We start from the raw sequence: 22,009 nt of genomic DNA on the forward strand, positions 1-22,009 counted from the left end.
GGCATCATGAAAAAACCTTCTCGAGTCTGGGCAGTCCTATCTATTACAGCGCTCAGCACTTCTCTGGCGGTCTTGCCTTCCGCTCAGGCGGAACCCATTAATCAAGCGGAACCAATCAATAGTGTTCAGCAAGAATCATCCAATGGTGTCCAACAAGAAGACACCATCACCCTGGCCCCTACAGATGCTAGCGGGCTCGCGGAAGACCTGGCGATCTTCGAAACCATGGTCAGCGAACCTAAAGCGAAAGTTTCCCTGCAGTACGATCTACCCGACGGCTGCACAGTGAAAGGGAACCTTCCAGCGAAAAGCGGTAGCGTGAAACTCACATGCAATGGGGAAACAAAAGAGTTCGCACCAGTAGTTCTGGGAGCTGACGGCAGCAAAATCCCATGGACGTTGACCTCGACCCCCGAAGGCCTCGGCCTAACCTACACTTCAGAGAAAGCCGAAGCGCTAGCCACCGGTGTCATCAGTGACGACAGTGAGCTCATCATCAAAGAGGCGTCAGCTTCCATCAAGAAGACGAACAAGGAAATGTCTGGCTCCGTGTCATTCTCGTTCGATAACACCAAGGCGTCTGAGCGCCTGCGCACATCGGTGGGGCCGGATCCTCGCACCACGTCTGCCGGTCTCGTGACTGTCCCTAGCCACTACAGGTACTGCCCACACTGGTGCAAGCCGAAGTCACTTCACGACTATTGCACCTGGTCACCTGATCAGTGGTTCAAAGCAGACTTCCGTGGCCCTTGCGCGATTCATGACCTGGGGATCGAGGAAACCAGGAAGAAGCCGATGAACCTTGAGCAGAAGCGTAATGAGCGAAGGATGCATGACTATCGTTTCGGCGCCAACCTGCGGACCAACTGCGCATACTTCTATCCCGCTGGCACGCTAGGCAGAAGTCACTGCAACGGGGCAACCCACATCTATCAGTCAGCTGTATTGACTGCGACCGCAAACTGGGACGGCAGCTAAGTGAATTCTAAAACGATAGCCGCGCTTCATTTCGCGCCGGCTGTGTATCATGTGTTCCTACTGATTGTCATTCTGAGCTCTGCGCTTCCGCCTCGGGGCCTCATGCTCGCACTCTGGGGTATCTCGCTGGTTATCCCGCTCATTGCGGTAGCGCTCATGACGCGCGATAAGACCACCTATGCCCCGGCTCTTGTGGCTACCGTGGCAGTCCTGGCGGTTCTGCGGTGTGCACTCTTCGTTGCAGAACAGGTCCTTTATGACGCCTACTTCGTCACTCCTGTGGACCTCGTTCTCTCGGTATCACTAGCGGTCATCGGCATCGTGATGGTCCGTAAGCGCAAGTCCATTCCTCACGCTGCATAACCCAAGAGAACACGCAATACACACAACGTGTGGCCGGAGCTTCCAGTACGGAAGCCCCGGCCACACGTCGTTACTGGTGCGAGCTAAGCGCGTCGCGTCAGCAGCCCGCGAGCGGTGAAGGGTTTCTAGATCCCTGCGTAGGAGTGCAGGCCCGCGAACACGGTGTTCACCACTGTGAAGTTGAAGATGATGCATCCGTAGCCGATGATGCTCAGCCATGCGGAGCGGTCGCCGGTCCAGCCGCGAGTTGCTCGCGCGTGCAGGTAGCCTGCGTAGACAACCCAGATGATGAAGGTCCAGACTTCCTTGGTGTCCCACCCCCACGGGCGGCCCCACGCTTCGTTAGCCCACACCGCCCCGAGGATCAGGGTCAGGGTCCATGCCACGAATGCGACCGCGTTGATGCGGTAGGCGACGTTCTCAAGGGTCACGGCGGAAGGAACCAACCGCAGCCACGGGAGCTTGTCCTCACGGCCGGCGATCAAAGCAGCCTGGCGGCGGGACTGAATGAGCTGCAGAACAGCCATCGCGAAGGTCAACGTGAACAATGCGCAAGCCAGGACCGCGATCGAAACGTGAATGATGAGCCACGGCGACTGTAGCGCCGGCTGCAGGTGCTGAACGGGAGTTGGAAACGCCATGGTGGCCGAACACATCATCGCAACGACCAAGCCAGAGATGAACACACCCATGAAACGGATGTCCTTGATCATGAGCGCAACCAGATACACCGCAACAACCACGAGCGCGCCCGTGGTCATGAACTCGTACATGTTGCCCCACGGGACGCGCTGCGCTGCGATCGAACGCGTCACCACAGCGGCCGCATGGATCGCGAACGAAAGCCACATCAAAGCGATAGCAACCCGAGCCAAGCGACGGGTTGGTGCTTTCTCGTCATAGTCCATGTCGTCATCGACGAGCTGACCATCCACCGTCGCGTTGCGGTGCCGGATACGGCCGGTTTCTTCCTTGTCTTCACGTTCGGCGAGCGCGACAGACCCAGCGGAGCCCTTGTTTGCTGCCGCGGCGGCTAAGGCACGCTTCTCCTGCTTAACAAGGGACTTCTCGATGTCCTGAATCGTCTGGGAGGAACGCACCAAGTCGTAGGCGAACACCACGAACGTCACCGAGTATGCCATCGCCGCCAAAAGCATCAGCAGCTCGGAGGTTGAACCCAAAGAAAGGTTCAACTCCCCTTTAGGGGTATACGCGGGGAGATAAGAAAACATAGTCGTCACAGTCATCCGTTCTCTCGGTGATCAGCACCCTCACTCAGCCGCTGAAACGCCTCAGCTACTGCATTCACTCAGCGAGCGTGTACCGGCCGGAAACAGCCTTCACCAACGCTTCCGCTTCAGTCTGCAGGCGCGGGTCTTCACCGCGCGCTAGGAGTGCATACTCAATTCTACGCTTGCCGGCCTCATCGGGGTCTGAAACCTTGAACCATACGCGGCGGCGCGGAATGAACAGAGAGGCCAATAGGCCGGCCACAGCGAGCATCGAGAACCCGAGCAACCACGGCTTGCCCGGATCATGGTGGACCTCGATGCCGATGAACCTCTTCAGCCCATCAAACCGGATGGTCCCTTTACCTTCCGGCAGCTTATATTCGCGGTTCTGCGGGTTCAGTCCCAGCACGATGCCGCCGGCCTCTAGTTTGCGGGAGTTCAGCTGGGTCATCTTCTCGGTTTTGAGCACATACACGTTCTGCGGGGCGCCGGTCTCAAGGCCGAGGTCGCCATAGTAGGAGTCCAGGTTCAGGGATGGTGCGAGCGCTTCCGGGTCGCCTGAATAGGCAACCCCGTTCTCGCCCATCACCGTAGTTGGGAGGAAGAAACCCTGGAAACCCAGCTGGGTTGGCTTGGCGTCAGGGACCTTCAAAACCACGAGCGACATGTAGGACGGGTCCTGTGGTTGGGCAACCACGGGGCCGGAGAATGCGACATTGCCTTCCCCGTCTGTCACGGTGATCATCGGGGCGTAACCGTTACCGAGCAAGTAAATGTCCGTTCCGGCTACGCGGAGCGGCTCATTGACTTTGAGCTTTTCGGTGACCCATTCGGCATCGGGGCTGTGGCGAACATCCAGGTTCGCTTCATAGTCGATCGGTTGCCCGTATTTGCCGTCCGCTCGTTCTTGGCGGTCAAACTGGATCTTGAAATCCTTGAGTTTCAGCTGGAACGGTTGCAGGTTTTCAGCTTTGAACCGTTGCCCGGGGGAGAACTGGTCATAGGCGATCAACGTGTTCGTGAACCCCTCCCCTTGCACGATGATGCGTTGCCCGTTGTATCCGAACAGGCCACCTACCGCCACGGCGATCAGCACGCCGATCAGCGAGACGTGGAACGTGAGGTTGCCCCATTCGCGTAAGTAGCCGCGCTCAGCGGCAACCGAGACCTGCCCCTTGTTTTCCTCTATGGAGGTCCGGTAGCGGCGTTTACGCAAGATGCTGCGCAGGGTTTGCGCGATCTCTTCGCTATCGCCTTGGTTGGCTTTAAGCTCGATGACGCCGTTGACTGGCATCCGGTTCAGACGGACTGGGGTGCGTGCTGGCGGGCGTACGGTTGCCCGTGCGTGTTGGCGGGCGCGCGGGATCACGCAACCGATGAGGGAAACGAACAGCAGCAGGTAGATCGCTGAGAACCAAACGGATGTGAAGACGTCGAAGAGCTGAAGTTTGTCGAGGATGGGGCCTGCGACCTCGTGCTCTGCGATGTACTGGGCCACGCTCTGCGGGTCTTGGTTGCGCTGTGGGAACAGGGAGCCTGGAACCGCGGCTACCGCGAGCAGCATCAGCAAGACCATCGCGGTGCGCATGGTTGTCAGTTGTGTCCATGCCCACCGCATCATGCCGATCGGGCCGAGAGCTGGCGCCAACTGTTTCTGCTGCTTCGCTTGCTTCTTGGCCGTAGCTTTCTTCGTGGCGGCCTCGTTTGCCGCAGCTTTCTTCGCTGCATCCTTTTTGGTCACAGCGGCAACCTCACTTCGTTAGCGAACCAGTTTTGCAGTTCGGTAATCCACGTGTTCCACAAGCCTGAGGCCATCACTATCCCTAGGAGTATCAGAATCACGCCGCCGGTACGCATCACGGCGAGTTGGTGTTTGCGGAAGAAGGACACCGCACGGGTGACTTTGGAGAGGCCGAGCGCAACGAGCAGGAACGGGATGCCTAGCCCGAGGCAGTACACGAATGTGATCAGCGCGCCTCGGGGGACGTTCGCGTTGGGTCCGGTTGTCAGGGCTAGTGCGGCAGCCAGGGTGGGGCCCATGCAGGGTGCCCAGCCGAGTGCGAACGTCATCCCTAGAAGGGGTGCACCCCATAGCCCGGCGGGTGGGCGTTTGGTGATGCGGCGTTCGCGTTGCATGAAGCCGAAGCCGCCCATGAACACAACACCCAGCAGGGCGACAATAACGCCGAGCGCTTGGGTGACCCATTGGCCTTCGTGCATCATCCAGATGTAGGCGCGCGTGAACACGGCCCCGATTAGCACGAACACTACGGAGAAACCCAGCACGAACAGGCCGATGCCTGCGAAGACGCGGCCGCGTTTGTGTTGGTTGAGTTCCATGCCAGTCAGCCCGGTCACGTACCCCATGTATCCAGGCAGAAGCGGTAGCACGCACGGGGAAAGGAATGAGATGAGGCCTGCGAGTGCGGCTATGGGTAGCGCAACCAGTAGCGAGCCGTCGGCGATCGATGCGGCTGCTTGGTTACCTGCTGTTGATGCGGCCGTTGTTGCCGTGACCGCGGTTGCTGGGACTGCTGTTGCCGCCAGTGCGGTGTTGATCATGTGGCGTCTGCGGGGGTCTCTTGCGCGGTTTTGATCAGCGCGCGCAGCGTGGATTCTTCAACAACGCCCAGCACCCGTGCCGATACGCGGCGGTTTGGGTCTAGTACGAGTGTTGTGGGCACCGCTTGCGGCGGAACGTATTGGGATAGCGCGAGCAGTACGCCGCCATCGAGGTCGCAGACGGATTCGTACGGGATTTTGAAGGTTTTATCGAACGCTTCTGCGGCGGCTCTTTCGTCGCGTACGTTGATGCCGAGGAAGGTCACGCCTTTGTTCTTGAATTCGTCTGCCACGGCTTTCAGTGCTGGGGCTTCCACGCGGCACGGGGAGCACGCAGCGTACCAGAAGTTCAAAACCAGCACGTCGCCTTCCGCGTACGTTGCGGCGTCGATGTCTGTTCCGTTGAAGGTTGTGCCGGTGAATTCGACTGCTTCGCCGCGGTCTTCGGGTGCGTATTCGCTCACGGAGCCGTCGCCAGCAACATAGCCTTTCCCGCTTCCTTCTTTGTTTTGGTTGGCGAGGTCGCTGGATTCGGTGGAGCATGCGGCGAGCCCTGCGGCTGCTGTTGCGAGCATGAGCCCGAGTACGGCGCGGCGGCCGTAGCGGGGGTTCGGGGTGTGTGGAGCGTTCATTCCGGTGTGATTCATGGTTTATGCCCCTGGAACGTTGACGGTTCCTGGGAGGAGTTCTGCTGCTGGCTCTGAATAGGTGAGGTCTACGGCGGCACCGTTGCGGTCGAAAGAGATGGAGGTGACCGAGGCCAGAGTGCATTCGCGGCGGAATGCGTTGAACGCGAGTGAGCGGCCTTCGGTTGCTAGCCGGGTGACCCAGATGGGTAGCTGGTGGGATACGACCACGATGTTGGCGCCGGGCCCGTGTTGTTGGATTGCATAGTCACGGTGTTTGCTGATGGCTTGGGCCATGCGAGTGGCTTGGTGGGCGTAGGGCTCTCCCCACGATGGTGTCAGTGGGTTGCGTACGAGCGGCCAGAGGCGTGGCGTTGAGAGCAGGGTGTCCTTAATGTTGCTGTATCCCTCGAGTTGGGATTCGGCTTCGATGACTCCTGGTTCGGTTGTGATGGGTAGGCCGAGTGCTTGTGCGATGGGGGCCGCGGTTTGTTGCGCGCGGATCAGTGGTGAGCTGATGAGCGAGACGAGGTTGGTTCCGTGTTCTTTTTGTTCCGCGAAGTGTTCGGCGACCAGGCGGGCCATGTTGTGACCGCGTTGTGAAAGTTCGTATCCGGGCAGGCGCCCGTAGAGCACGCGGTGAGGGTTTTCGACTTCACCATGGCGGACAAGGTGGACAACAGCATGGGACATAATTCCCATTGTCTCAGAGGGAACGCTCAGGTGGAGATTCAGGGAACGCTCAGGTTGTTTTTCTTAGCTCTCCAGGGCTTGAAGCTCTCCTCCAGGTGGACAGGTGAGCTTCACCGAGCTAAAGTAGTTGATATATCAATAGTTGATCTATCAAGTTCTGTTTGGTCTTCTGAACTCGAACTTATGAAGGAGAGGCCGCCATGAGCGCACTTCCATTGAACCTGACACCTGGCACCTGGAATCTGGATGCTGCACACACTGAGATTGGTTTCTCGGTTCGCCACGCGGCAATCGCCCGCACGCATGGCCGCTTCACCGCCGATTCCGGTGTGCTGACCGTGGGTGAGAGCTTGGAAGACACCAAGCTAGAAGTAACCCTCGATGTCGCTTCTGTTAACACGTCAAACGAGGGCCGTGACGAACACTTACGTTCTGCCGACTTCTTTGACACGGCAACCCATCCGAAGGCTCACTTCGTTTCCACGAAGATCAGCGGCGAGGGTAGCGCCTTGACCGTTGATGGCGAGTTCACTCTCCGCGGCACCACCAAGCCTTTGACTCTTGAGGTTGAATTCGCCGGCGTGGTAACTGATCCGATGGGCGCTACCCGTTGCGGTGGCGAGGCGACCGCGGAGCTGAGCCGTAAGGAATTCGGTTTGACGTGGAATGCCGCACTCGAAACCGGCGGCGTCATGGTTGGAGACAAGGTCCGCCTACAGATCGATGCGGAGTTCATCAAAGACAACGCATAGTCCAACAGCTGCGCATATGCCGTAACTGCGGCGTTTTTGCCTCGAGAGTTACGGAAGGTTCAAGGGGTTTCGCTCATACCAGTAGCATGGAGGTATGAGCGAAACCCCTGACGTTAACCGAAGTAGCAATCCTGAGGGACCCGCTGGCGGCACCCCGGATGAGCCTCGCTACGGAGTCCGGCGCGAGGATGTTCCTCCGGGCAGTTATCCCCCACCGGTGAATCCGCAGCAGCCTATGCCTGAGCAGAGTGCGTCTGAGCCGCGGCAGGGTAACTACAACGCTATGAACGGCTGGGATTCGAATCCGCAACCTGGCTGGGGGCAACCAGGTTCCGGTTATGACCAGAACGGCTGGCCGGTCAACAACTCTTGGCAACAACAGCAGCAGCCGATGCGCCGGCCCGGACTCATGATCGCCGGTTGTGTGCTCGCGTGGGTTTTGTCCGCGCTCGGTCTTCTTTCAAGCTTCGGTCTGTTTATGGTTTCGAATCTCTCGCCGCAACAGCTTGAACGCGTCCTCGTTGAGGAGATGCCGGCGGAGCTGATTGATGAGTTCCACCGCAGTGTGGACAGTATGGGTGGCTTCGATGCCTTGTCAGGGCTGATGCGCGGATTGGGTATCGGGCTCCTCGTGTTTTGCGCGCTGCTTTCTGTTGCCGCGATTTTCATTATCACTGGCTCCAACGCGTGGCGCATCGTCGGGGTGATCTTGGCTACAGTAGCTGGAGTCTTGGCTCTTTTCGGCTTCACAGAAAATCCACTTGTGGCCATCCTGTGGCTCGCGGCGACCGTCATCATGGTTGTTGGGTGGACTACCCCGGCAACAAACACGTGGATCCGGCATCAGACCCAACTTAAACGTTCACGCCGCTAGACAACGTTCTTCGGAACCGGAGCTTTGAGAAAACATGACGAACACACCTGACACTCCTAACTCCTCTGACCCGTACGGTGAACGCCAACCGCACATGCCGAATCAGGTGCCGCCTGCTCAGCATGCCCAGTATGTTCCGCAGGATCCGCATATGTACCAGGCGCATCAGGGTGCGTATGCTCCGCAGGGGCCTGGCTGGGGGAATTATTCGAGTGACTCGATTCCGTCTAGCCCGCCTAAACGCCCTGCGAGTGTTGTGATCGCTTCGATCGCTGCGTGGATTTGGGGCGCTTTCTATGTCGTGGCCAGCATTGCAATCTTCGTTTACGCGAGTTCCGCAAGCTACTCGGCTTTGGAGCACCTAACGAAGGATGAAAACATACTGGAAGCGGCGAGGCGGGGTATTTCTGCCGAGCAGTTCTTGGAGAGTATTAGGATCATGCTGTTTATCGGCTCCGCTTTTAGTATTGTCACCGCTTTGTTCGCGTTGATCACTGGCGTGCTGGCTTTCAAGGGCAGCAACGGTTGGCGAATTTTCGGCATTGTCGCCACCTCACTCATGTTGCTTCCGTTCATTGCTACCACGATTCGGGATCCACACATAGTCTGGTTGCTATTTGGAATCCTGCCGCTTACTTCTCTTATCTGTTGGTCGGTTTCCGGTTCTTGGTATCGGGCGGTCAAGGACTATAAACGGTTGAGCCTCTACCGTCACTGAGAGCGTTGAGAAGGTTAATCGATGGGTGGCGTTCCCCCGAACTAGAGGTGGCACGCCACCCATCGTTTTTGGGTCAACCTTCAGGAGTGAGCGTTGTTCTTCCGACTTGATAGCCCCACAATAAGTAGGCCCACAATCGACCCTAGAACCAGTGCTGCCGCAGCATACAGGATAGTCATCCAGTCAATGGTGAAAGGCAACACATCACCCATGAGTTGTGAGATCAGAGCTGCGGTTCCAAGGCCCGTAATCAGCCCCAGCACGAACGCCTTGACCGCAATACTGCCGATGCTCCATCTGAGCACCCAGCGTTGCCACGAGGCCGGCAGGCCCAGCGTCCAGAACGTTGAATTCAATGCTTCCAAGCTCTTCGCATTAGTGCGGCTCACCATGATCACGATCACACAGGAGCCGATCAACGCGGACGCCAAGCTGAAATACACGTTGCTTGGCGTGCTCGCTTCTTGCTTGAGAGGAACCTGCAAGAGATCGCGGGAAATCCGGCTCTCTAACGCCTCTGCCAGCAGTTCTTTCTGCTGCGATTCAGACAGATCAGTGAAGACCCACCTCAATCCTTCAAGCGATAGCCGATGCTTTTTAGCTGTCTTAGTAAGCATGAATGCAGCTGCGTTTGCTTCCCAGTGCTCGCCGAAATCTGCCTGAGCTGCGGGGAGTAGCTCACCATCTGGAATGCTCTCAGAAAAAACACGAGCTTGAGATCCGTCTAGAAACGCCGAATCACGTACAAGCAGACCCCCCTTATCCAAGGTGGCGGCTTCCTCGCTGCTTAGCGCGCGACCAAGAATCCTCCCAAGATCGTCCGCATCATCAACAGCGCTGATACCGTACGACCCATCGACGCCCTCTATGATGTCGAACTGGCCTCCTGTGTTTGTCACTGCCACCGGCTCCTTGAGCCCGAGCTTATGCGCGAGGTCGTTGACTGTCTTCTCGCTAGCTTTAAGCCCGTTCGGGTGCTCCTGTTCTACACCGAATTGATCCTCAGGCAAGAGTGAGATCAATGACTTGTTATGGGCGGCCGTGATGCTTTGAGCAAAAGTCGAGCTGAACATGAGATTACCGATAGCGACACTGAGCAGAGCGATAGCAAAAACTGTCAAGGCTCGGTGGTACGTAGCTAGTCGCTGCGCGAGCGGCCGTGGTTTGATAGGGAATTTTCGGCTCACATAACCAGTAATTACCAACGACAAGAACAAAGACCACACAGCTACCGGCAGCGGCGCCCACGTTTCGAGGACATCAATTCCTAGTTGCACCGATGCGACACCCACGCCTACCAGCGTGAGAACTGCTGCAACACCCGTTCCCCATAGCAATTTCTTGGAAGAAAATACCCGTTGGGCTCTGTCCGCGGAAGCGCCCACGGCAACGGAGCGGCTTACTCGCGGACGCGTGATAATGCCACCCGCTACGAAACTGACGATCACCCCAACTGCGATGACGGCCAACCACTTGGTTGGGATCTGCGGCCCTGGGCCTTGAATACCTACGAGATCAGCCAGCGCCGGAGCTACCAACCAAGCAACACCAACCCCCAACGCCATACCCAGGACAGATGCAAGGGCGACAGCAAGCCCGATCTTTCTGAATGCGGTTTTCCACAAAGGCGCTGGATTCACACCCAGCGTATACAACTGGTTATTCACCGGTGCTAGAAGTTTCTTAGACCAGGCCCATAAGAAAGCGACAAGGGACATCGGCAAAAGGAGTGCGAATACACCAAATACAAAAGAGTATTGATCGGCTATCCCAAGGTGGGGGCGGTCCTCAACAAAAGAACGAGGTAAGAACCCGGCCCCCAACGTGACACCGTCAAGTGACTCGAGTTGCGCCGCCGTCTTCTCATCGAGATGTGTATAAACATACTCCTCCAGTGCCTCACGGTTAGTCATAGCGCTGGAATACAACGTTGTCGATATGGCCGCAGCACTGATCTCCGATGCCGCGGGGTCGATCGTGTTCCACGTGCCAGGGAACGCCAGAAGCCTTTCTACTCCGGGCAGGAATCTATTTTTGGCTTTACCAACAACCGTCAGGTTTACATTTCCTCCTAACCCGGTTACCGTTTCACCCTCCGAAAGATCGGATTCTCCGGCAACTACGACCTCGCCAGGCTTATCAGCCCACCGCCCAGAAGTGAGGCTATACCCAAACTCCTGACCAATGTGTGGCCAATCCCCCTCGCTCATGGCCCTACGACGCTCTCGATCAGTATCCAAATACAGGTCAGCAGAGGTGGCTATTGCAATCAGGCCGTCCCCTGGCCGGTTCAACGCCGACCGCACAGATTCCTTCTCTCCGGCATTTGAAAAAAGAGGTATCTCTAGTCGTGCTGTTCTGTCTCCAAACTGCATCTGGGCGTCATCGGCAGGTTTCATTGACATTTGTCTGTCAGCTGTGGCCACCCAGCTCAGCATGCCTACCACAACGGCTAGCACCACAAGCACAAAGCGATATCGGCCCTTTTTACCGAGGATCTTCTCCACATACCTACCCACCACGAACCTCACCTGCCTCTATACGCCCGTCAACCAGGGCATAGCCGGTATGGCAGTACTCATTCATGATCGGGTCATGGCTCGTAGCGATCACCGTGCTACCAGCTTCCGCTAGGTCACGGAACAGTCCGAACATTGCATGAGAGTTCTCAGTGTCCAACGCAGCTGAAGGCTCATCAGCAAGCAGAACGCGCCGCTCGCCGCTCAGCGCGCGCGCGATACCGACGCGCTGGCATTGGCCGCGGGAAAGCTCAGCTGGGTAACGGTCAAGTAACTCTCCCAAGCCCACGCGAGTCAACGATTCCCTAGCCATAGCTTCAGCATCGCGCTGCGAAACACCCGCTGCAGACAACACGAGCATCACGTTCTCAGCAGCCGTCAGTTCCTGGATCAACAGGTCGTCCTGGTGCACGAAACCGACCACGTTACGCCGCAGGTCCAGAACCTGCGCCTCACTGGCCTGACCTACATCGACACCAAGAACATCAATTCGGCCCTTATCCAGAGGAATCAAGCCAGCAATGGCACGTAAAAGGGTCGTTTTACCTGAACCGCTCTTACCTGCTAATCCAACAAACTCTCCGGCCGAAGCCTGAAGATCAATACCTCGCAAAACGTGTGTGCGCTGAGCGCCTACACCCAAATACTTGTGGACGTTTTCCACAGTCACAGCAGTCATCATGCCTCTTTAAAAAGACCGGGGTGCAGCTTGCTAACTGCACCCCGGAAACCAGTAAAAACAGTTAGCAGCCGCGATCCGTCCGCCAGGACGTAGCGGTATCATTAGCGAACCATCCGATAGAGTTTTGGATCGAATTTTGCCGCATGGTGTAACACTTACCTTTGCCATCCGCGTGCTCATACCAAGCAGCGTTCCGGCTAGTGCGGTTCATCCACGAGCTCATCTTGTCATTCGCTCCGCTTGAGAGGTTCATCACCTTTAACCCCGCTCGGCGAGATCCTAGAAGTCCTCCGAAGTCCCTATGTTCGAACAAGCAAGCTAGATTGGTGCCGCAGTCTTTAGCTGCGGCTTGCGCGGGTTGAGCGAAACCGATTCCGGCTGCAACCACGGCTAGAGCGGCACAAAGCTTTTTCATCTCCATGTCGTCATCCTTTTGAGCATGGCCTCACGAGGAGGCAGTGTCTTAAAAACACCTATGTGGTGTTGAGAAGATATTCCTATGTGACCTATATCACTGTCAATAGGGAAACACAGAATTTTTTTATGCAGGACCCAGGCTCGACATCTTGCCCGTTTTAACCGCTAAATCCCGGCCTCAAACGCTACGCTTGCGCTTATGAGACCGGGACGAACCAGACCTTCTGGGCCGCCCCCTTCATTCGGTCCGGACGTTTTGTGAGTCGTCGGTTTCGATTTGATGGGTGCATTGCCGAGCGTACTCGACTGGGGTAGGTAGCCGAGCGAGGAGTGTCGGCGGTGATGGTTGTACTCGTTTTTCCAGTCGCCGATCACGACTTGCGCGTGCAGCAGCGAGTAGTAGCTGTTGATGTTGAGGCACTCGTCGCGGAGCCGGCTGTTGAACGACTCGACGTACCCGTTCCGCCACGGCGATCCCGGTGGGATGTAGGACAGGCCGGTGCGGGTGCCTGCCCAGTCGGCCATCGCTTCGCTGATGAACTCCGGCCCGTTGTCCGACCTGAGCACAGCTGGAGCGCCGCGGACGGCGACGAGATCCTCGAGATGCGCGGTGAGCCGGTCGGCGGTGATCGACCGCTCGACCAGCCCGCCGATGCATTCCCGGGTGTGCTCATCGACGATCGAGCAGATCTTGATCGGCCGGCCCTGCTCGTCGGCGTCGAACTGGAAGTCCACCGCCCACACCACGTTCGGTGCGTCCGCTGTCGCCGGGCCGACGGTCGAGGACCCGACGCGTTTGCGACGCCGCCGCTGCAGGACGCGGAGGTCCTCGTCACGCCAGAGGCGTTGGATCTTCTTGTGGTTCACGACCCAGCCCTCGGCGCGGGCATCGTGATAGGCGCGCCGGTACCCGTAGCGGGGGTGCTTCTTCGCCCAGGCTCGCAGCCAGTCCCGCAACGCTTGGTCCGGGTCTGCGGTCGTGTCGCCCTTGAGCGGCCGCCGGTACGCGGAGCGGGACAGCCCGGCCAGACGGCACGCCATCCGTTCACTCACCTGCAGTGTCCTGATCAAGTGAGCGACGGCGGCGCGGCGCCTGCCCGGGCCTAGAAGTTTCCCTCAGCCAACTCCTTGAGCGCGGCCTTCTCCAACTCCGCCTCGGCGATCAGCCGCTTGAGCGTCGCGTTCTGCTTCTCGAGCTCCTTCAGGCGTTTCGCGTCATCGGCCTTCAACCCGCCGTACTGGTTACGCCACCGGTAATACGTCTGCTCGGACACCCCGAGTTCCCGGCACACCGCCGCGACATCCGCGCCGTCGGCGAGCATCCTGTCGGCCTGCCCGAGCTTGCGGACGACCTGTTCCGGGGTGTGACGCTTTCTGCTGTTCGACATGATCTGACCATTCTCCCTGCCCGAACCCTCGGGCGACAGGACGACTCTCAGAACCACCGGACCTACGAAACGGGGTCAGCCCACCCTGACCCGTACGGTGAACGGCAAGCGGATGTGCCGCATTCGTCTGCGCATGAGCCGGTGCCTACGCAGCCTTCGGGGCAGGGCCAGCAGAGCTTCGGATGGGATGGAGCACCGCAGCAACAACCGCACATGCCGAATCAGGTGCCGCCTGCTCAGCATGCCCAGTATGTTCCGCAGGATCCGCATATGTACCAGGCGCATCAGGGTGCGTATGCTCCGCAGGGGCCTGGCTGGGGGAATTATTCGAGTGACTCGATTCCGTCTAGCCCGCCTAAACGCCCTGCGAGTGTTGTGATCGCTTCGATCGCTGCGTGGATTTGGGGCACCTTCTATGTCGTGGGCAGCATTGTCATCTTCGTTTACGCGAGCTCCGCGAGCTACTCGTCTTTGGAACGCATAGCGAAGGATGAAGACATACTGGAAGCGGCGAGGCGGGGTATTTCTGCCGAGCAGTTCTTGGAGAATATTAGGTACACGCTGTGGATCACTTCCGCTTTTAGTATTGTTATCGGTTTGTTCGCGTTGATCACTGGCGTGCTGGCTTTCAAGGGCAGCAACGGTTGGCGAATTTTCGGCATTGTCGCCACCTCACTCATGTTGATTCCGTTCATTGCTGCCACGATTCGGGCTCCGCACGTAATCTGGCTGTTATTCGGAATCCTGCCGATTGTTTCTCTTGTCTATTGGTCGGTTTCCGGTTCTTGGTATCGGGCGGTCAAGGACTATAAACGGTTGAGCCTCTACCGTCACTGAGAGCGTTGAGAAGGTTAATCGATGGGTGGCGTTCCCCCGAACTAGAGGGGCACGCCACCCATCGTTTTTGGGTCAACCTTCAGGAGTGAGCGCCGCCTCGATTTCGTGATAGACCGACAATCAAGAGTCCTGCCACGGTGCCGATGATGAGCGCCGCGGCAGCGAACACAATAGTCACCCAATCGATGGTGAATATGAGAGCACTACTCTGAGTGGCGGCAACCAACGCTGCAGGACCAAGCCCCGCGATGACTCCAAGCACGAACGCTCTCACTACAATGATGCTCATGCTCCACCGTAGAACCCAACGATGCCACGAGTCAGGCAAACCTAAGGTCCAGAATGTTGAGCGGATTGCCTCTAAACTCTTTGCGTTAGCGCGGCTCACCATAACCACAATCAAACATGAGCCGATCAGCGCAGTGGCCAAACTGTAGTAGACAATCTCTGGCATCTCTTGCTCCTGCATGCGTGGAATGAGGAGTAACTCACGCGGAACACGTTGCTCGACCGCTTTTTCGATGAGCGCCTTCTTCTGAGGTTCTGACAGTTCAGTAAAAACCCACCTAGTCGCACCCAAGGGGCTTTTGTATTTTTCGAGAGTCTCAGTCAGAATAATGGCGCCTGCTTCTAGCTCCAAGATCTCACCGAAATCAGATACCGTAGCCGGCAACGTACGTCCGTCAGGGAACACTTCCGTTAGAAGTAGTGCTTCAGAACCTTGCAAGAAGCCCGGGTGACGCACGAGCATGCCTCCACTCTGCAAGACTGCTCTCTCCTTGGCATCCAAGGTTCTACCTATTAGACGCTCAAGTTCTTCAGCTCCGTCAACGGCAGAGACACCGAAGGCGCCTTCCATCCCCTCGACCCAGTCGAGCGAACCGCTGCCCGTAAGCAGGCGAACCGGTTCAGCAATACCTAGATCATGCGCAAGTTCAATAACTTTCTTCTGGGTAGTCTTCTGCCCGAGATCATTCGATTGTTCAACACCCACTTGGTCGCTACGAATCACATCCAGCACATCTTTATTCGCGGCAGTGTTGAAACTCTTCGAGAATGTTCCACTGAAAATCAACATCCCTGACGAAGCCGTCAGAAGAAAAATGGCTATAGCGGTTGTTACGCGGTGACGGGCCGCTAGCCGTCGAGCGAAAACCCGAGGTTTAAGAGGGACTTTCGCCGAGATGGTGCGCACCACGAGCAAGGCTAGAAACAGAGAGAACGCGATGACTGGAATGGGGGCCCACACGTCGAAGATGTCTGGCCCAGTTCTTAGACCAATCAGCACAGTGCCACCGATGACTATTACGGAAGCTAGCCCCGTCATCCAAAGGGCGATTCCAGAACCGATGAAGGAACTACCCCGATGTTTCCGGCCCCCTTCCACCGCTACCCTATTCTTAGGATACGGATAGGTCCACACCGCTCCGGCAATGTAACAGACTGCTATACCCGTGAAAATAAGGCCGAGCCATTTCCACGCAACTTGAGGTCCAGGACCTTGAATACCAGCAAGGTCCGCAAGGAAAGGGGCCATCAGCCAAGCAACGCCGACCCCGAGCATGCTCGCGACACCAGCGCTCAGAATGACACCGATGAAGCTCTTCCTAACTGTTGCTTTCCATAAGGGAGTCGAGTTTACACCCAACGTATGCAGCTGACTTTTGACCGGTGCTAGCGCTTTTCGCGACCATGTCCAGAGGAACAGCACTACCGCACTAGGCATCAGAAGCGCGAATACACCTAAGATGAAGGAGAAGTTCTCAGCGAAACCTTGGTGTGGCCGATCCTCAACAGCAGAACGAGCCAAGTAGCTCTCACCTAAAGTGACGCCTTCAAGGGAGTCCAGCTGCTCTTTCGTTTTCTTATCAACATGCCTAAGAACATACTCTTCAAGGGCATCCTTACCTGTGATGCCGGTTGAGAACAGCGTGGTGTTGATCATGGCACTATGGGTCTGTGCCGCTGCGGGATCAATCGTGTTCCAGGTACCTGGGAATGCCAATAACGTGTCTGCTTTTGGACTGAACCTCTCGTCAGCCAGGCCAACCACCCTCAGCTTGATGTTGTGGTCCATTGCGGTCACTGATTCACCAATCGACAGACCCGAATCTCCAGAAGCAACAATCTCGCCGGGTTTGGAAGGCCAGCGCCCAGCGGTGAGGTTATAGCCAAACTGCTCACCAATCTGAGGCCAGTCCCCTTCCAACATAGTCCGGTAGCGTTCTTTACTAGCATCTAGATAGATGTCAGCCGTAGTTGATATAGCCCTAACCCCTTCATCGGGACGGTCAAGAGCAGAGCGAATCGTGTCTTTCTTCCCCACACCTGTGTGCAGAGGCACCTGAAGTAGAGCCTGCGCGTCGCCGAAGAGATGTTGCGCTTTATCGGCAGGTTTCATTACCAGTTGGCGGTCAGCTGTTGCGACCCAAGACAGCAGACCCACCACAACCGCCAGGACAACAAGAATGAACCGATACCGGCCCTTCTTACCCAGAATTTTCTCCACATACCTACCCACCACGAATATCACCAGCTTCAATACGCCCATCAACCAAGGCATACCCTGTGTGGCAATATTCGTTCATGATCGGATCATGGCTCGTGGCAATCACTGTGCAACCAGCGTCAGCAAGATCCTGGAACAATCCAAACATTGAATGTGAATTATCCGTATCCAGCGCAGCCGAAGGCTCGTCTGCCAGAAGAACTCGCCGCGCCCCGCTCAAGGCACGAGCAATTCCCACACGCTGACACTGTCCGCGTGACAACTCAGACGGATACCGGTCTACCAGCTCATCTAATCCGACGCGTGCTAAAGTTTCGGATGCCAACCGCTCGGCCTCACGTTCGCCAACCCCGGCCGCGGCCAACACCAGCATCACGTTCTCAGCAGCCGTCAACTCCTGAATCAACAGGTCATCCTGATGCACAAAACCAACTATGCTACGACGCAAACTAAGAACCTGCGCCTCACTGGCCTGACCTACATCTACACCAAGAACATCAATCCGGCCCTTATCCACAGGAATCAAACCAGCAATAGCACGCAAAAGCGTCGTCTTACCCGAACCGCTTTTACCCGACAACCCAACAAATTCTCCAGCCGAAGCCTGAAGATCAATACCCCTCAAAACGTGAGTCCGCTGAGCCCCAACACCCAAATACTTGTGGACATTCGCCACAGACACAACAGTCATCATGCCTCTTTAAGAAAAACGGGGTGCAGTTTACTAACTGCACCCCGGAACCGGTTAAGAACAGTTAGCAACCGCGGTTCGTCCGCCACGAAGAAGCGGTATCGTTAGGCGGCCACCCAACAAAATTGTTGATTGAATTCTGCCTCATCGTATAGCACTTCCCTTTACCGTTTGCGTGCTCAAACCAAGAAGCATTCCTGGTAGTTCGGTTGATCCACGAGCTCATCTTGTCGTTTGCTTTGGGCGAGATGTTCATCAAACCGAGCCCCGCTCGACGAGACCCCAAAAAGCCTCCATAGTCGGCATGGGCATACAAGCAAACTAAGTTACCACCGCATTTTTTAGGAGCAGCTTGTAGGGCAGCTTGCGCAGGCTGAGCAAAACCGAACCCAGCGGCCACTACTGCGAGAGACGCACAAAGTTTCTTGATCTTCATAGCGTTCTTCCTTTACCACAGGCCTCGTGCTGAGGCAGTGACTTAGAAACACCTATGTGGTGTTGAGAAGATATTCCTATGTGATGGAAGTCACTGTCAATAGGGAAACACAGAAATTTTTTATGCAGGACCCAGGCTCGACATCTTGCCCATTTTAACCGCTAAATCCCGGCCTCAAACGCTACGCTTGCGCTTATGAGACCGGGACGAGCCAGACCTTCTTAGATCGGAATCGCTAGCTTTCTTGGCCGGGTACACGGACAAAGAAGTTCGAAGAGATCGCCAGTAGTTCACGCATGAGTTCATACTGGTTGCCGTGCATGTTCCAGATCTCATCCTCGCCAGCCGCCTCGGGCCTCTCATAGATCGACTCAGTGGCGTTAACGTCAGCTAGCCAGCCGTTATCGTAATAGTCCATGAGCGGCTCCATAGCCGCACTGAAAGCCTCAATTGCTCGAAGCCCCTCCGCAGCTTTCACATAAGCAGCTCGCGCTTTCACAAGATTCTCTTGTGCAACGCTCAAACGCTCGAGGCTCGCTCGCTGTTCCGGCGTCGGTTGCGACGAGCCAACCCCAGTAGCTCCGGCATCGCCAGGCGCACTGTCAAAGGATGCAGCACCAGACGGCGCAGCAGAGGGGCCAGCAGCAGAGGGCTCATCGGCCAAGGGCGCAGTGTTGTTCTCGCTCATAGATTCAGTCTCGCACAAGTCGCTTGGCCACTGGCTGACCCGGCCACACCAAATGAGGCGGTTGCCGATGGCGCTACTATTCGCTGAGGATTCTTCGCAGCCGCTCCGGATCTATGTGCCAGAAATCGCGCTGCACGCCATCCACCATGAGCACTGGTATCTCTTCCGCGAAACGGTCCATGAGTTCCGCATCAGCAGAAATATCGACGTCCGTCCACGCCACCCCACGTTCAGCGCAGACCTCCTCCAGCGTGGCCCGCGCAGCCTCGCACAAATGACACCCCGGCTTGGTGTACAACTCAACCTTCATACTGATTCCCCTTCCTCACCCACGCCCGCGTCACTACTGGCCATTAAACATCCCGACCGTTAAACACAACGTGGGCCACACCCACAGGGTGGACCCACGTAGAAAGCTCAAAGCTACTTACTTCTTATTGCGACGCTGGTGGCGAGTCTTACGCAACTGCTTACGGTGCTTCTTCTTCGACATACGCTTACGGCGCTTCTTAATGACGGAACCCATCGATGCTCCTTTCCGTCCCACATCGGCCTGACAAGAATCGTGGCACCGCGCGGGCACCATTCACCCTAGTTTACAGGAAGTTCATCGCGGTGCGACTCGACGCCTCAACGCTACCCCTGCGCACGAATCAGCGCCTGCGCACGAATCAGGCAGTACCCGTCTGGCGATTCCCCTGAAAGTTCTGCGTCATGGCCTGGCCAAGATAGTGCTGCACAGCAGACTCCGGAACGCGGTAAGAGCGACCAAACTGAACCGCAGGCAACTCGCCAGAATGAACCAGACGATACACAGTCATCTTGGATACACGCATTACGTCCGCGACCTCTGCAACGGTCATGAAACGAGCATCAGAGAAGTTGCTGGGTTCAGTCATGAAGTGGACCTCTGCTTCCTAGTGAAGTGACAAAGCCGCGCCGCTGACCAAAAGAAACGAAAACGAAGCGTTCCACCAACATCAGGGCGACTCTACACAACAGTTTACGTTGCAGAAGTGCCAAGTGTGAATTCAGTTATCTGGTGTGTCGGATGAGAAAACCCTTAGAAAGCCTTCCAATCTGCGCCTGAACCCCGCGTAAACATGCGGGAATCCGCTACTTACGGCGCCCGAAGCGCTGGAAAAACGTCTGTGCCTTCTCCGTCACAGACTCGATCTGACGGCCCACATTCTGCACAATCCGGTGAGCCGCATCATCAGCAACGCTCTCGGCCTCACCCGCGGCCCTACTCTCAGCATCGGCGACCTCAATCTCAGCGCCTTCAGCGACCCCAGGGTGCTCGATACTCTCGGCCGACTCTTCTACCCCTTCCGCCTCGCCGGATTCGATCGCATCCGAGCCTGTCCCCGCCGCCGCATCATGAACGCTCGTGAGCCACTCCAGCGCACCCAGCAGCGAATCCGGCACCAGAGAATACAAACGCCGTTGCCCGTCAGCCCGCGTCTGGACCACGCCCGCATCACGTAGCACCTTCAAATGCTTCGACACCGTCGGCTGGCTCGCCTCAACCGAGGCCACCAAATCAGACACACTCAACTCATCCGCTTCAGACAACAACTCCACAAGCTGCCGTCGAGTCGGATCACTCACAACATGAAAAATATCCTGCACCACACACCCAGCATATTCCTGGGTAGGCATGGAAAAGGGAGGGCGACACGCGTGCCACCCTCCCAAAATTCAAATCACTGGGGTTATTTTCCCATCAAGTTACCCAAAAACACTGGGTTAATGGAACTGCAGGGTTAATCGAACCATGGATCCAACCCCAAGCCAGGGAACGCTTCCTTGCGAGTAGCCATGATCGCACGATCAACCGGGTCAGCCGGGTCATAGCCCATCTCCCAGCCACGCCACCACAACTCGGCCTCATCCCCCATCTTCTCCGGGGCATCAACCCCATATCGCTCCGAAATATAATCACGGAACTTCTGCGGCACCGGCGTCTGAACATCCAACGGCTTACCCGCTGCCACCGCAACCAAATGCGTCCACGCTCTCGGCACCGTCCGCGCAATGTCATAACCGCCACCACCCGTGGCAAGCCAACGGTTCTCCGTTAGCTCCTGCGCAAGGTAAGCAATCTCAATCGCTGTCTGCCGCTGGCCATCAATACTCAAACGCAGGTTAGTCAACGGATCCAACTCATGCCCGTCACAACCATGCTGGGAAACAATCACCTCAGGCTCAAAAGCACGCGCAACAGCCGGAACAATCGCAGTGAACGCACGCAACCAGCCGTTATCCCGAATACCAGCCGGCAACGCGACATTCACCGCCGAATTCGGTGCATTCGGCCCACCCGTCTCGTTCGGGAACCCCGTCCCCGGAAACAGTGAACGCCCCGACTCATGCAAAGACACCGTCATCACACGCGGATCATCATAGAAAATACCCTGCACACCATCACCATGGTGAGCATCCACATCGATATACATCACCTTCTTCACACCCGAGGAAAGCAAACGCAAAATAGCTGCCGCGGCATCGTTATAGATACAGAAACCACTCGCACTGCCCGAATGCGCGTGATGCATACCGCCACCAAAATTCACCACCGGCACACCCGAATCACCCAAAACCAGGGCAGCCCCCATCAACGAAGCCCCATACAAGCGCGCAGCAGCATCATGAATATCCGGGAAAATCGGGTTATCTTCCGTACCCAAACCAAAAGCCTCATCCGCGTGCCCCTCACCCGCACGCTTCACCGCCTCAACATACTCAGGCGTATGAATCTGAAAAAGCTCATCATCAGAAGCCGAATACGAAGACGAAAACCGGCCACCCACCTGCTCCATCACATCCAACTGCTCCAACAAATCAGCAGTCATCCGCATCCGCTCAGGATTCATAGGGTGATTGTCAGAAAACCGGTACGCACTCATATGCCGGTCATAAACAACAGTCACCGAAGGGTTCGCTGAAGACATCACACTCATCACCTTAACTGTCATGGCCCAAGGTGGTTCAATGGAACCGGTAAGCACGCCTATTATGACGCGCGCGAGCGTACCGCACCC

The 22,009-nt window shown here is 56.7% G+C and carries 23 protein-coding genes and 1 pseudogene; 6 read left to right on the forward strand and 18 right to left on the reverse strand.

All coding sequences use genetic code 11. The features are described from left to right. Window positions 1-6: 6 nt before the first annotated feature. Entirely contained in the window at window positions 7-978 is a 972-nt protein-coding gene (locus J2S67_RS07370; RefSeq protein ID WP_310247679.1) for a phospholipase A2, read from the forward strand. Next, complete coding sequence (locus J2S67_RS07375; RefSeq protein WP_310247680.1) at window positions 979-1,341, forward strand: hypothetical protein; 363 nt, start codon at window positions 979-981, stop codon at window positions 1,339-1,341. Window positions 1,342-1,466: 125 nt separating this feature from the next. Here J2S67_RS07375 and ccsB read toward each other — a convergent pair whose 3' ends face one another. The 5 genes from ccsB to J2S67_RS07400 form a co-directional block, all read right to left on the reverse strand. Next, window positions 1,467-2,573, reverse strand: a complete 1,107-nt coding sequence (gene ccsB / locus J2S67_RS07380; protein WP_052048785.1) for a c-type cytochrome biogenesis protein CcsB — start codon at window positions 2,571-2,573, stop codon at window positions 1,467-1,469. Window positions 2,574-2,646: 73 nt separating this feature from the next. Next, the gene (gene resB / locus J2S67_RS07385) at window positions 2,647-4,314 is read right to left on the reverse strand and encodes a cytochrome c biogenesis protein ResB (RefSeq protein WP_310247682.1); all 1,668 of its coding nucleotides are present in this window, start codon (window positions 4,312-4,314) and stop codon (window positions 2,647-2,649) included. Further along, window positions 4,311-5,135: a cytochrome c biogenesis CcdA family protein gene (locus J2S67_RS07390; protein ID WP_239446037.1), complete on the reverse strand. Its 825-nt coding sequence runs from the start codon at window positions 5,133-5,135 to the stop codon at window positions 4,311-4,313. Before J2S67_RS07390 ends, resB begins: the two co-directional genes overlap by 4 nt. Next, entirely contained in the window at window positions 5,132-5,767 is a 636-nt protein-coding gene (locus tag J2S67_RS07395; protein WP_310247683.1) for a TlpA family protein disulfide reductase, read from the reverse strand. Before J2S67_RS07395 ends, J2S67_RS07390 begins: the two co-directional genes overlap by 4 nt. 18 nt (window positions 5,768-5,785) lie before the next feature. Next, window positions 5,786-6,454, reverse strand: coding sequence for a histidine phosphatase family protein (locus tag J2S67_RS07400; RefSeq protein WP_310247684.1), 669 nt, complete (start codon window positions 6,452-6,454; stop codon window positions 5,786-5,788). A gap of 200 nt (window positions 6,455-6,654) precedes the next feature. Here J2S67_RS07400 and J2S67_RS07405 point away from each other — a divergent pair, with 200 nt between their 5' ends. From J2S67_RS07405 to J2S67_RS07415, 3 genes are all read left to right on the forward strand, one after another. After that, the gene (locus tag J2S67_RS07405) at window positions 6,655-7,206 is read left to right on the forward strand and encodes a YceI family protein (protein ID WP_239446035.1); all 552 of its coding nucleotides are present in this window, start codon (window positions 6,655-6,657) and stop codon (window positions 7,204-7,206) included. A gap of 94 nt (window positions 7,207-7,300) precedes the next feature. Next, window positions 7,301-8,080 (forward strand): hypothetical protein, encoded by a 780-nt coding sequence (locus tag J2S67_RS07410; protein WP_310247686.1) that lies wholly within the window; start codon window positions 7,301-7,303, stop codon window positions 8,078-8,080. 34 nt (window positions 8,081-8,114) lie between these two features. Next, window positions 8,115-8,798, forward strand: a complete 684-nt coding sequence (locus J2S67_RS07415; protein ID WP_310247688.1) for a hypothetical protein — start codon at window positions 8,115-8,117, stop codon at window positions 8,796-8,798. Window positions 8,799-8,878: 80 nt separating this feature from the next. On the opposite strand, the gene J2S67_RS07420 is transcribed toward J2S67_RS07415, so the two are convergent. The 4 genes and pseudogenes from J2S67_RS07420 to J2S67_RS07430 form a co-directional block, all read right to left on the reverse strand. Beyond that, a complete protein-coding gene (locus tag J2S67_RS07420) occupies window positions 8,879-11,305 on the reverse strand; it encodes an ABC transporter permease (RefSeq protein WP_239446032.1) in 2,427 nt (808 codons plus the stop codon). Between the two features lie 4 nt (window positions 11,306-11,309). Continuing rightward, window positions 11,310-11,987 (reverse strand): ABC transporter ATP-binding protein, encoded by a 678-nt coding sequence (locus J2S67_RS07425; protein ID WP_239446030.1) that lies wholly within the window; start codon window positions 11,985-11,987, stop codon window positions 11,310-11,312. Between the two features lie 73 nt (window positions 11,988-12,060). Further along, window positions 12,061-12,420, reverse strand: coding sequence for a peptidase inhibitor family I36 protein (locus J2S67_RS09870; protein ID WP_377649102.1), 360 nt, complete (start codon window positions 12,418-12,420; stop codon window positions 12,061-12,063). 234 nt (window positions 12,421-12,654) lie between these two features. Then, window positions 12,655-13,804, reverse strand: a pseudogene (locus tag J2S67_RS07430) (IS3 family transposase). Window positions 13,805-13,945: 141 nt separating this feature from the next. On the opposite strand from J2S67_RS07430, the gene J2S67_RS07435 reads away from it, so the two are divergent. Further along, window positions 13,946-14,641: a DUF805 domain-containing protein gene (locus tag J2S67_RS07435; RefSeq protein WP_310247690.1), complete on the forward strand. Its 696-nt coding sequence runs from the start codon at window positions 13,946-13,948 to the stop codon at window positions 14,639-14,641. A gap of 79 nt (window positions 14,642-14,720) precedes the next feature. Here the strand turns inward: J2S67_RS07435 and J2S67_RS07440 are convergent, their stop codons facing one another. From J2S67_RS07440 to J2S67_RS07475, 9 genes are all read right to left on the reverse strand, one after another. After that, the gene (locus tag J2S67_RS07440; protein ID WP_070492027.1) at window positions 14,721-17,192 is read right to left on the reverse strand and encodes a hypothetical protein; all 2,472 of its coding nucleotides are present in this window, start codon (window positions 17,190-17,192) and stop codon (window positions 14,721-14,723) included. Next, a complete protein-coding gene (locus J2S67_RS07445) occupies window positions 17,155-17,844 on the reverse strand; it encodes an ABC transporter ATP-binding protein (RefSeq protein WP_218078913.1) in 690 nt (229 codons plus the stop codon). The genes J2S67_RS07440 and J2S67_RS07445 overlap by 38 nt, the downstream gene beginning before the upstream one ends. Window positions 17,845-17,905: 61 nt before the next feature. Next, on the reverse strand, window positions 17,906-18,277 hold the full coding sequence (locus tag J2S67_RS09875) for a peptidase inhibitor family I36 protein (RefSeq protein WP_083285449.1): 372 nt from the start codon (window positions 18,275-18,277) through the stop codon (window positions 17,906-17,908). Window positions 18,278-18,512: 235 nt separating this feature from the next. Beyond that, complete coding sequence (locus J2S67_RS07450; RefSeq protein ID WP_070492021.1) at window positions 18,513-18,965, reverse strand: hypothetical protein; 453 nt, start codon at window positions 18,963-18,965, stop codon at window positions 18,513-18,515. Window positions 18,966-19,041: 76 nt separating this feature from the next. Further along, window positions 19,042-19,275: a glutaredoxin family protein gene (locus J2S67_RS07455; RefSeq protein ID WP_070492018.1), complete on the reverse strand. Its 234-nt coding sequence runs from the start codon at window positions 19,273-19,275 to the stop codon at window positions 19,042-19,044. Window positions 19,276-19,392: 117 nt separating this feature from the next. Further along, window positions 19,393-19,491, reverse strand: a complete 99-nt coding sequence (locus tag J2S67_RS07460) for a 30S ribosomal protein bS22 (protein WP_009882927.1) — start codon at window positions 19,489-19,491, stop codon at window positions 19,393-19,395. 145 nt (window positions 19,492-19,636) lie between these two features. Then, window positions 19,637-19,864 carry a helix-turn-helix domain-containing protein gene (locus J2S67_RS07465; protein ID WP_070492015.1) on the reverse strand — a complete coding sequence of 76 codons (228 nt, stop codon included), beginning with the start codon at window positions 19,862-19,864 and terminating at the stop codon, window positions 19,637-19,639. 217 nt (window positions 19,865-20,081) lie between these two features. Further along, on the reverse strand, window positions 20,082-20,627 hold the full coding sequence (locus J2S67_RS07470) for an ArsR/SmtB family transcription factor (RefSeq protein WP_310247704.1): 546 nt from the start codon (window positions 20,625-20,627) through the stop codon (window positions 20,082-20,084). Window positions 20,628-20,731: 104 nt separating this feature from the next. Next, window positions 20,732-21,928: an acetoin utilization protein AcuC gene (locus J2S67_RS07475; protein ID WP_256173948.1), complete on the reverse strand. Its 1,197-nt coding sequence runs from the start codon at window positions 21,926-21,928 to the stop codon at window positions 20,732-20,734. Window positions 21,929-22,009 lie beyond the last annotated feature (81 nt).

It is taken from the genome of Pseudoglutamicibacter albus, from assembly GCF_031458175.1.
GTDB lineage: Bacteria > Actinomycetota > Actinomycetes > Actinomycetales > Micrococcaceae > Pseudoglutamicibacter > Pseudoglutamicibacter albus.